Source organism: Mucilaginibacter flavus, assembly GCF_030409315.1.
Classification (GTDB): Bacteria; Bacteroidota; Bacteroidia; order Sphingobacteriales; family Sphingobacteriaceae; genus Mucilaginibacter; species Mucilaginibacter flavus.
Genome location: NZ_JAUFPS010000037.1, coordinates 62,829 through 73,076 on the forward strand (window position 1 = coordinate 62,829; position 10,248 = coordinate 73,076).

Sequence of the window (10,248 nt, forward strand, 5' to 3'; positions counted from 1 at the left end):
TTTGACACTATTAGTCCGTATTTTCTGTATTACAATGAATAAAAGCATCTTAAGATCAACCTTTACCCTCCTCAATACCGACTATGTGCAATTGAACAAAAACTGGCTTTATAAAAACATCACCAGCACCTTTTACCGCCTTTATTATATTGACGCCGGCGAAGGCAGGCTGCAAAATGCCGATGGCGCGTTGAAACTGGAAGCCGGCTTTTTGTACCTCATCCCCAGTTTTACTACCTGCACTTATAGCTGCGAGGAATATTTGAGCCAGTATTATATCTCCTTTGCCGAAGAATCGGCAGATGGGGCATCGCTGTTCGCGTCAAACCGCAAACTATTTAAAATACCGGTTACAGAAGCCGCTATCAGCGCGGTAAAACGCCTGTTACACATCAACCCCAACAGAACCTTACGGGCATCCGCTAATCCAAAAGTATATGAAAAACGGCCGGTGCTTAAAAGCTTTGCCGAGTTGAACGAATTGGTACACGCATCAGCTTATATGGAAACCAACGGTATATTATTGCAATTACTTTCGATGTTCCTGGCACCTGGCTTATTTTTAATGGAAGATAAAAGCATTATCCACTCCAAAATATCTGATGCCATTAATTACATTCAAACCAACCTGCACCATGAAATTACCGTTGCAGAGCTGGCCAAGCGGGCCAACCACAACGCCGACTATTTCTCTCGCCTGTTTTATGAAAACACAGGCGAGCGCCCACTGCCCTACATCCAGGTAAAACGGATAGAGCGGGCGCAGCTATTATTAAGCACCACCAATATGCCTTTTTATGACATTGCCGCCGAAACCGGCTTTGAAAACCTCTCCTACTTTTCGCGCGTTTTTAAAAAAATAACCGGGCAAACGCCGGGGGCTTACAAGCGAAATAGTTTGGTGATGTGAAGAAATTGTATCTCAAATGTAAATGTGAATCCATGGCGTAAACTAACCAAGGGACGACTCACCCCGAACATCGCTGCGCTCGTTCTACCCCTCTCTCCGTCTAAAGCCGCATAGAGGGGCTGGAAATAATTGTCTTTTTCAAGCCCTCTTTGCGGCTTGCCGGAGAGAGGGCAGGTCCAGCGAAGCGTAGACCGGGTGAGTCGTCATCGATTTGCATAACAAACCTGCAAATCCACTTGGCTGCGGGAGACACGTGAATTGTTTCTCTGCCGGAAAAACCGCTTTTAAAAGCAATTTCTCCTTTAAACCTACCCCACATTTTAATTACTGTAAATAAAATATTAGTTTTAAAGTGTTGCTTGCATCGGCAATATATAACCAATCACTATGGATTTTGGATTTGAACCATTTGTAGCCGTTTTTTTATTAAGTCAGTACCGCCAAACGCTCAAACGCGGCGGGATAACCGACAACTGGAGCAAGTACATGCTTTATGCCATGTGGGCGGCGGTAAGCCTCATGTGCCTTGATTTTGGCATAAAACATTCTTTCTTTTTGTTGTTTGTTGGTCACCTGTTCACGTTTGCCCTTATAGCGCTGCCTTTTTATAAAGAGGAATTAAAGGTAGATCAGCCTATGATTAACGCGGTGGTGCCGTACGTGATCATTTCTTTTTTGGAAAACCTAACCCAGGCCATCTTTAAAAACTTTTACAGTAACAACGATGGTTTGTTTGAAAGCGCCAGCTGGTTTGCCATATTATGGTTTGCGGCTATGTGGTTTATTAACCGCAAACAGAAGAAAACGCTTGAGGTTGAGCGTAAAAAACGCGCCATGGAGCAGGAACAAAACCGGATGATGGCCGCCATGAAAGTAAACCTGGAGAGCGAGGTAAAAGAACGCACGGCCGAGCTTACCAAGCAAAAAGAAGAACTGCAGCACGCCCTTGCCGAACTAAAAAGCACCCAGGCCCAACTGGTACAACAGGAAAAAATGGCTTCGTTAGGTGAGCTTACCGCCGGTATTGCCCATGAAATTCAAAACCCGCTAAACTTTGTAAATAATTTTAGCGAGGTAAGTATCGAACTTTTGGATGAGCTGAAAGAAGAAGTATTATCAAAACTACCCGATGATGCCAAAGAAGAAGCAGACGAGATTATTAACGATATTACCCAAAACCTAACCAAAATAAACCAGCACGGCAAACGTGCCGATTCGATAGTAAAAGGGATGCTGCAACACTCGCGCAGTACTACCGGCAAAAAAGAGCCTACGGATATTAACGCCCTTGCCGATGAATACCTGCGTTTAAGCTACCACGGTTTACGGGCAAAGGATAAGATGTTTAATGCCGGCATGAAAACCAGTTTTGACGATAGCATTGGAAAAATACAAGCCATTCCGCAGGATTTAGGCCGAGTATTGCTAAACCTTTTCAACAACTCGTTTTATTCCGTTGCCGAAAAAAAGAAACAAAATATTGAGGGTTACGAACCCTTGCTTACGGTAGTTACTAAAAAGATAAACGGCAGTGTCGAAATTACGGTAACTGATAATGGTACTGGCATACCACAAAAGGTATTGGATAAAATTTACCAGCCATTTTTTACCACCAAACCTACGGGCCAGGGTACAGGGCTGGGCTTATCAATGAGTTACGATATTATCACCAAAGGGCATGGCGGCGATTTAAAAGTGGAAACCGTTGAGGGTGAGTTTGCTAAATTCATCATTACTATTCCTTTTGATAAGGCTTGATTTTTATTAGCCTATCAAACGATTTTTAACCTTAACTATCGGTAGTAACCGATGCAAAAACTTAACTTTGGAGATATATGAAAATACTTGTTGTTGATGACGAAGCTGATGTACAACCTTTGTTTCTGCAGCGTTTTCGCAAGGAGATAAAATCGGGCGAGATCGTGTTCAACTTCGCGCAATCGGGAGAGGAAGCGATGTCGTTCCTGTCAGTTAATCATTCGGAAGTAGTGCTTATTTTATCAGATATCAACATGCCCGGCATGAGCGGCCTGGAACTGCTGGACAAAATAAGACATACCTACGATCAGCCGCCACCGGTAGTGATGATGATTACTGCTTACGGCGATGATGAGAACTACCAAAAATCAATGGAGTTAGGAGCTAACGACTTTTTGACCAAACCCCTTGATTTTAATAATTTAAAAGAAAAACTTAAACACTTAGAACAATAATGGCCAAAATATTGGTGGTTGACGACGAATTGGATCTTGAACTATTGATTAAACAAAAGTTCAGGAAAAAGATCCGCGAAAAAGTATATGATTTTGTATTTGCCCATAACGGTTTTGAAGCATTAGCTAAACTTACCGAAGAGCCGGATATTGATATGATTTTAAGCGATATCAATATGCCCGAAATGGACGGCTTAACCCTGCTTACCAAACTGCCCGAAGCCAATCCTATCCTTAAAGCGGTAATGGTATCGGCCTATAGCGATATGGATAACATCCGTACCGCCATGAACCGCGGTGCCTTTGATTTTGTATGCAAACCTGTAAACTTTGATGACCTGGATATCACCATCGAAAAAACGTTACTGCATGTAGAGGAGCTGAAGAAAACCATGCAGGCTATTAAGGAAAACAACATCCTTAAAATGTATGTTGACGAGAATGTGCTCAACTTTATGACCACCAGGGAATTTGAAACCAGTTTGCTAAGTAACGAAACCATAGACGCCACCGTACTATTTATTGACGTGTGTGGCTTCACCAAAATATCTGAACATGTACCCGCCAATACAGTTGTAAACCTGCTAAACAAGCTGTTTGATGTAATGGTAAAGGAAATTATAGCCCAAAACGGCCACGTTGATAAATTCATGGGGGATGCTGTAATGGCCATTTTCCGTGGAGAGTATCACCTTGACCGCGCCATCGACGCCGCCCTTGCCGTACGTGAAAAAATGCACGCCACAGAATCTATCAGCTATGGCGAAAAAACCTTTAAACCAGAAGTTTCCATCGGCATCAACTCCGGCGAAATGATTTCCGGCAATATTGGCTCGGCCTCCCTAAAACGCTTGGATTACACCGTTATTGGCGATGCCGTGAACCTTGCCCAACGCCTGCAAGGCGTAGCCCAGGCCAACCAGATCATTGTAACCGAAGAAGTATACCACAAAGCCAAAGAATCATTTGAACTCAACAAAATAGGCGAAGTAAGCTTGAAAAATAAGGCTAAAGCGGTGGAGATTTATGAGGTGGTTTCTTAAGGAGTAGTAAGTATCAAGTAGTAAGTAGTAAGAGTTTTGCGCTGATGAATGCGCAAATCTATCAACGCTGAGCCGCCTCTAAGCGCGTTTTTCGACAAGCTCCCCATGACAAATTGCAAAAAAGAAGTCATCCTGAACTCGTTTCAGGACCCCATAGGGCAGGTTTTCTGCGTGAAATCTCTTAGCATCTGAGGTGCCGAAACAAGTTCGGCATGACGGACTTAGTAAAGTCGATTGTCATTCTTCCTTCAAAATTCCGCAAAATTTCATCACTCTACATTGATAGGTGGTGAGGATTCCGAAGCTCATCAAAAATCTTACTACTTACTACTTGATACTTACTACTAAGCCTTAGTGCTCCCTCACCCGTTTCTTCAACACCCCACCGGCTGCGTCTTTGATGCTGTTGGTGAAGATGAATGCTTTGGGGTCAACACTATGCACCAGGTTTTTTAGGCGACGAACTTCAAAACGGGTGATTACCGTGAAGATGATATCAACCGGCTGGTGTACATCAAAGCTTTCTTTTAAAAAGCCACGCTCGCCTTTGTATATGGTGATGCCACGGCCAAGTTCCATTACCAGGCGTTCTTTGATGATTTCACTTTGCCCGGATATGATATTCACGGCGGTATACTCCTCCAGGCCGTCAATCACAAAGCTGATGGTACGTGAAGCGGTGTAGTAAGTTAATATAGAGTACAGGGCTGTGGGTAAACCCAGTTCAAAAGCGGCAATCAGGAAGATGATGATGTTAATACCTAAAATGATCTCACTGATGGTCAAGCTGCTTCGTTTAAGCGTGTACAGTGCCAGGATTTCAATACCATCAAGCGCGCAGCCACCACGGATGGAAAGCCCTACGCCAAGTCCCATAAACACTCCACCGAAGATGGATACGAGCAATTTATCGGATGTAATAACCGGGTAAGGTACAAAATGTAAACAAAGCCCCAATGCTACAACGCAGGCAAAGGTTTTAAGCGCGAATGTTTTGTTAACCTGGAACATGCCCATAATGATAAAGGGGATATTAGCTATTACAATAACAAATGCGATATTTTTATGGTATAGTTCATGAATAAGTAACGAGATGCCGGTTACACCGCCGTCAAAAAACTTATTGGGGACTAAAAATCCTTTCAGTGCGAAGCCGCAAAATAAAATCCCGATAATTACGGTTACTACATCCTTAATTATTTCGGGCAAACTGTGTTCCGGTTTCGACATGGGTAGTATTCTATTTTAACCTATCAATTATGATTTGCAGGTGCTTTTCCTTTTCAGCCGCCCGCGATGCAATAGCTGTTTGGGTAAAGTAATGATGGCTTTTAAGGAAACCCACCTGCTGTTTATCCCACGCTGTTTCTGTTTGCAGGCCGTGGGTTATTTCAAGTTCCGAAAATAACCTTTTACTGAGTATAAAAAAATCATTCCGGCCTAAATAATCCAAATCGGCATCACAAATTATTTCGCCCAGCTTTTCGTTTGGGGTTTGTGGTACTTTAGTAGCCATAATAATATCGCAGATGCGGTCAATTTCGTCATCAGTATAATCAAAGCCTGGCAAAAATTCGCGGGCCACCGCGCATGATTTTTTCTCATGCTCATCCTCCCCCAATAACAAACCCGAATCATGGAATAAGGATGCTGTTAGTAATAGGCAGGTTTCGTATTCACCTATCCCCTCCCCCAGGGCAATCTGCTTAGCCGCCGTGTAAACATCCCAGGCATGGCTGGCATTATGGTAATAAAATTTTGCCGGGAGTTGTGTATTTAGCTTATCCAGGATAAATTGCCTGGCTTGTTCAATGTGCATTCGGTATAAAATTGGCTGCTAATATAGTAAAATGGAATAGTGGCCATAGCATTTGTCAAATCAACTATTTCCCTACCCAGCTTTTGTAAATAGCGGCCTGCAAAGCATCCGGAGCAGTTATGGGCGATATCTTGAAACTCTTTTCGCGTTTTTTTGCAAGGGTGATAGTTACATCCTGTTTAACACCTGCTTTAAGTAATCCAAGCTTAATGCTATCACCTTCTTTTTTGCCCTCCATAATTTTATTAAAGGTTGTTAATGTAGCAGGTGCACCATCAACACTTAAAATACTGTAGCGGCCACGCAAATTTATATTCCAGGCAGGTGACTGATATTCAACCGCGGTGATGCGCAAGGTGTCGCGTTGCATCCTAAGGTTGAGGCCAGCCCAGGCGTTTGATACTACTGTTGTAGCGGTATCTACATTAAGGCCGCCGTAAGCGAAGTATTTGGGATAATCAGGGGGCTTAACGGTAGATGCATATTCAAACAATTCGGGCATGGGTGTACCGGCCATTTTTTCGCACTCATTTCTAAACTCCTGCTCAGTAAAGCCACGTTTCAGTTGCTTATAGTACTTATAATACAGCAGGCGCATCACGTCATCAAGCGATTTTTTATTTTGAGTAGCATGCCGAATGTTAAAATCGAGCATTAAACCCAAAACCGGTCCTTTATCATAATAAGATATGGTTTTATTAAACTCGTCGTTAACGCGGCCGTTAGGTCCATCGCCCCAGGTATCATAACTGGCCTGCGTTGCCGACTGGTATAAATGCCCTGGCTTATTCTCATAGTTTTGCATATTGGCCTGAAAATCGCCAAACATATCTTCGGCGGTCATTAAACCGGCACGCCTGGTTATCAGGTATTCGTAATACACCGTAAAACCTTCTGATACCCAAAGCATATTGGTATGGTTTTCTTTTGAGTAATCAAACGGCCCCAGTTCAATAGGCCTTATCCGTTTCACATTATAGTGATGAAAGTACTCATGCGCTATAAAGTTGTACAACTTTTTGCGCGCCTCTGGCGAATTGAACCCTTCGCCACCGCTAAAACTTAATGACGTAGAGTTTAAATGCTCAATACCGCCACCACCTGCACCTATAGATAAAAATGTGTAGTGTGTATATGGAATTTCGCCAATGATTGCGCTACCGGTTTCTACAATCTTTTTCAAATCGTCCATAAAAGCCTGCCTGTCAAAAGCGGGGAGCTGATAGCCTATAAAATTGTGAGGCTTGTTTTGAACAGTGAATGGTGGCAATACTTCAAGCTGTCCCATTAAAAACGGACTATCGTACAATACATCAAAATCATCGGCCTTAAACGTATGGTATTTACCGGGGATGGTATCCAGCCCGGTTGCTACCAAATTGTTCCATTTGCTATAGGGCATCATTTGTATGGTGACCGGGTTGCGTAATTCCTGATCGAGGTACATGAACAGGCCACCTGGGGTAATGTATCCCCTTGTTTCGTCGAGATAAACATTGCCTACAAAGGGTACAACGGCTTTAACATTATAAGATACCTTAACAGCGCCAGGTTTAGTTTTATAAACATGCCATACATTTTTTGATGGCTTATTCCATTTAAGCGCTGCTCCATCCTTATCGGTTACCGTAAAATCCTGCACAGCGCCGGCAAAATCCAGAATCTGGTAATAGCCGGGAGTCCAGGCGCACATTTTAAGGTCGAGCGTGTTGCCGGGAGTGGTGTTAGTCAGCTCAACATGGTAAAGGTGAGCAGCCGCGTTTTCCATGGAAACCGCGTATTGCATATTTGTTGTTTTGCGCTGGGCAAAAGCGTTATAACCTGTTAATATCAAAAAAGGCAACAAAAACCTGGATGCTATTTTCATTTGGATGTAGAGTTTGCCTAAATTAATAAAACCGCCACAACATTTAAGCCCTGTTATACAAGCAAACAATTATATTAGCTACATGGATAATTGGTTTAAAAATTACAAGGGTATTATTTTCCTTATCGGCGGTATCATCATAGGCAGTATTGCAGGTTTGTTTTTGGGCGATAAGGTAAATGTAATTAAACCTATAGGCGATATTTTTTTAAACTTGTTATTTACCGCCGTTGTTCCGCTTGTATTTTTTGCCATATCATCGGCCATTGCCGGCTTGGATGGTTCAAACAAACTGGGCAAATTATTAGGTGTTACCTCGCTGGTGTTTGTGGGTACTGTACTTGTTGCCGCCATGATTACCATTATCGCCATCTGGATTTTCCCCATTCATCAGCATTTGGTTGCCAGCCCCATTACCGAAACCGTTGATAAGAAGCCCTTTGGCGATCAACTAACCAAGCTATTTACTGTAAGTGAATTTTATGAACTGCTATCCCGCAAAAGCATGATGTCGATGATTATATTTTCGGTGCTTATCGGTTTTGCTACCTTAAAATCGGGCGAGAAGGGCGTTAGGTTTGCTCAATTTCTGCATAGCGGTAACGAGGTGTTTAAAAATATATTCATCCTCATCATGAAATTAGGACCAATTGGCTTGGGTGCTTACTTTGCTTACCAGGTTGGCGTGTTCGGTCCGCAGTTGTTTGGGGGATATGCCCGTTCCATGGCCTTGTACTACGGCGTTGGCGCGTTTTATTATGTGGCGATATTCAGCGCGTACGCTTTTATAGCCGGTGGTGTAACCGCGGTGAAGCGGTACTGGAAAAATAACATTATTCCATCAGCAACAGCGGTTGGTACTTGCAGCAGCATCGCTACTATTCCGGCCAATTTAGATGCCGCTAAAAAGATGGGCATTTCTGATATGATTGCCAATGTTACTATCCCGCTGGGTGGTACCTTGCATAAGGATGGTTCAAGCATATCATCTATAGTAAAAATGGCGGTGGTGTTTGCCCTGTTTGGCAAAAGTTTCAACAATGCCGAAACCATAGTGATTGCCCTGGCCATAACCGTACTGGTAAGTTTGGTAGAGGGCGGCATCCCCAACGGTGGCTACATTGGCGAGCTGCTCTTTATATCGGCTTACGGTTTCCCGCCCGAAGCTCTCCCCCCTGCCATGATCATCGGTACTTTGGTTGATCCTATGGCCACGCTTTTAAACGCCACCGGCGATACTGTTGCCGCTATGCTGGTTGCCCGCTTTTTTGATGGGAAGAAATGGATGAAGCAGGCGCCGCAAATTGATGAGTAACGGCAATGCACAAAAGCCGGTTTTCATATTAAGTTTGGCTAAAGCCACCTCTCTAATTATAACCACAAACCGTTGGCTAAAGCCAACGGCAATGAATTAAACGGCTAATCTCCCCTACAGTAATTCATTGTCGCCCCATTTATAGGACGGATAAATTCCCCTGCGAATACTGGCTTTAGCCAAAATCAGCAACCCTTAAAGGCCACTACCAGCTAAATATTGCAAGCATTTATGCTATGTACATCTGTGCCCTAAAAGCTATATTTGTTAAACAAATACCTATCCCCATGCTGCATATCCTTTACATCATCGCCATTATTGCCGAAGCCATGACCGCCGCTTTATCTGCCGGCAGGCGTGATATGGATTGGGTTGGAGTTTGTATTATAGCCTGGGTTACGGCCCTTGGTGGTGGTACGGTGCGTAACATACTTTTTAACCACTACCCCATGAGCTGGGTTGAGCACCCCGAATACCTTTTAATTACGGCAGCCGCGGCTATACTTGCCGCGGTAATAGCCCGCTTCATGAGCAAAATGAAAACCTTGTTCTTATATCTCGATGCGCTTGGGCTGGTGGTATTTACCATTATAGGCTGCCAGGTAGCACAAGCCATAAATCTGCCCACCACCATTATTATGCTAAGCGGCATGATAACCGGATGCGCGGGTGGTGTACTGCGCGATGTGCTTTGTAATGAAGTACCGTTACTATTCCGAAAAGAGATTTACGCCAGCGCCGCCATAGTAACCGGGGCGGTTTTCCTGGGTTTGGAATATTTAGGTGTTTCGGAGGTTATCGCTATGGTGATAGCTTGTGTTATCGGCCTTGCTTTACGCCTGTTATCTATCCGTTACAACTGGCAGATGCCTAAGTTTGTATATAGGGAGGAGTGGCATTAACATTTGCTGTTCGAAGTCTCCGGCTTCGAATTATCTATGCCTGTAGTCTCTGACTACAGAAAAACACTAACGATTTCAACAGCAATCGTGTAGTCAGAGACTACAGGCTGTCTTGTCCTGAAATAGGTTTACACTAAGTAAACAAAAATGAAAGGACAAAAGACAAGGAAGGAGCGTTT

General features: G+C 43.5%; 9 protein-coding genes. 6 read left to right on the forward strand and 3 right to left on the reverse strand.

Annotated elements, in window-relative coordinates:
* The first annotated feature begins 34 nt into the window (after nucleotides 1–34).
* The 4 genes from QWZ17_RS17565 (at nucleotide 35) to QWZ17_RS17580 (ending at nucleotide 4,166) form a co-directional block, all read left to right on the forward strand.
* Entirely contained in the window at nucleotides 35–910 is an 876-nt protein-coding gene (locus tag QWZ17_RS17565; protein ID WP_290306594.1) for a helix-turn-helix domain-containing protein, read from the forward strand.
* Between the two features lie 387 nt (nucleotides 911–1,297).
* Complete coding sequence (locus QWZ17_RS17570) at nucleotides 1,298–2,668, forward strand: ATP-binding protein (protein WP_290306595.1); 1,371 nt, start codon at nucleotides 1,298–1,300, stop codon at nucleotides 2,666–2,668.
* Nucleotides 2,669–2,745: 77 nt separating this feature from the next.
* The gene (locus QWZ17_RS17575; protein ID WP_290306596.1) at nucleotides 2,746–3,123 is read left to right on the forward strand and encodes a response regulator; all 378 of its coding nucleotides are present in this window, start codon (nucleotides 2,746–2,748) and stop codon (nucleotides 3,121–3,123) included.
* The gene (locus tag QWZ17_RS17580; protein ID WP_290306597.1) at nucleotides 3,123–4,166 is read left to right on the forward strand and encodes an adenylate/guanylate cyclase domain-containing protein; all 1,044 of its coding nucleotides are present in this window, start codon (nucleotides 3,123–3,125) and stop codon (nucleotides 4,164–4,166) included. The genes QWZ17_RS17575 and QWZ17_RS17580 overlap by 1 nt, the downstream gene beginning before the upstream one ends.
* A 351-nt stretch (nucleotides 4,167–4,517) precedes the next feature.
* Here the strand turns inward: QWZ17_RS17580 and QWZ17_RS17585 are convergent, their stop codons facing one another.
* The 3 genes from QWZ17_RS17585 to QWZ17_RS17595 all read right to left on the reverse strand — a co-directional run bounded on the left by QWZ17_RS17585 (nucleotide 4,518) and on the right by QWZ17_RS17595 (nucleotide 7,852).
* Nucleotides 4,518–5,396 carry a YitT family protein gene (locus tag QWZ17_RS17585; RefSeq protein WP_290306598.1) on the reverse strand — a complete coding sequence of 293 codons (879 nt, stop codon included), beginning with the start codon at nucleotides 5,394–5,396 and terminating at the stop codon, nucleotides 4,518–4,520.
* 10 nt (nucleotides 5,397–5,406) lie between these two features.
* Nucleotides 5,407–5,985 (reverse strand): HD domain-containing protein, encoded by a 579-nt coding sequence (locus QWZ17_RS17590; RefSeq protein ID WP_290306599.1) that lies wholly within the window; start codon nucleotides 5,983–5,985, stop codon nucleotides 5,407–5,409.
* Between the two features lie 64 nt (nucleotides 5,986–6,049).
* Nucleotides 6,050–7,852, reverse strand: a complete 1,803-nt coding sequence (locus QWZ17_RS17595) for a M61 family metallopeptidase (protein ID WP_290306600.1) — start codon at nucleotides 7,850–7,852, stop codon at nucleotides 6,050–6,052.
* 82 nt (nucleotides 7,853–7,934) lie between these two features.
* On the opposite strand from QWZ17_RS17595, the gene QWZ17_RS17600 reads away from it, so the two are divergent.
* Together QWZ17_RS17600 and QWZ17_RS17605 are read left to right on the forward strand one after the other, a co-directional pair.
* On the forward strand, nucleotides 7,935–9,167 hold the full coding sequence (locus QWZ17_RS17600) for a dicarboxylate/amino acid:cation symporter (protein ID WP_290306601.1): 1,233 nt from the start codon (nucleotides 7,935–7,937) through the stop codon (nucleotides 9,165–9,167).
* Nucleotides 9,168–9,403: 236 nt separating this feature from the next.
* Entirely contained in the window at nucleotides 9,404–10,069 is a 666-nt protein-coding gene (locus QWZ17_RS17605; protein WP_290306602.1) for a trimeric intracellular cation channel family protein, read from the forward strand.
* Nucleotides 10,070–10,248 lie beyond the last annotated feature (179 nt).

Coding starts and splice junctions, on each gene's coding strand:
- QWZ17_RS17600 (WP_290306601.1), top strand. CDS start 7,935: ATGGATAATTGGTTTAAAAATTACAAGGGTATTATTTTCCTTATCGGC.
- QWZ17_RS17565 (WP_290306594.1), top strand. CDS start 35: ATGAATAAAAGCATCTTAAGATCAACCTTTACCCTCCTCAATACCGAC.
- QWZ17_RS17590 (WP_290306599.1), bottom strand. CDS start 5,985: ATGCACATTGAACAAGCCAGGCAATTTATCCTGGATAAGCTAAATACA.
- QWZ17_RS17585 (WP_290306598.1), bottom strand. CDS start 5,396: ATGTCGAAACCGGAACACAGTTTGCCCGAAATAATTAAGGATGTAGTA.
- QWZ17_RS17605 (WP_290306602.1), top strand. CDS start 9,404: ATGTACATCTGTGCCCTAAAAGCTATATTTGTTAAACAAATACCTATC.
- QWZ17_RS17580 (WP_290306597.1), top strand. CDS start 3,123: ATGGCCAAAATATTGGTGGTTGACGACGAATTGGATCTTGAACTATTG.
- QWZ17_RS17570 (WP_290306595.1), top strand. CDS start 1,298: ATGGATTTTGGATTTGAACCATTTGTAGCCGTTTTTTTATTAAGTCAG.
- QWZ17_RS17595 (WP_290306600.1), bottom strand. CDS start 7,852: ATGAAAATAGCATCCAGGTTTTTGTTGCCTTTTTTGATATTAACAGGT.
- QWZ17_RS17575 (WP_290306596.1), top strand. CDS start 2,746: ATGAAAATACTTGTTGTTGATGACGAAGCTGATGTACAACCTTTGTTT.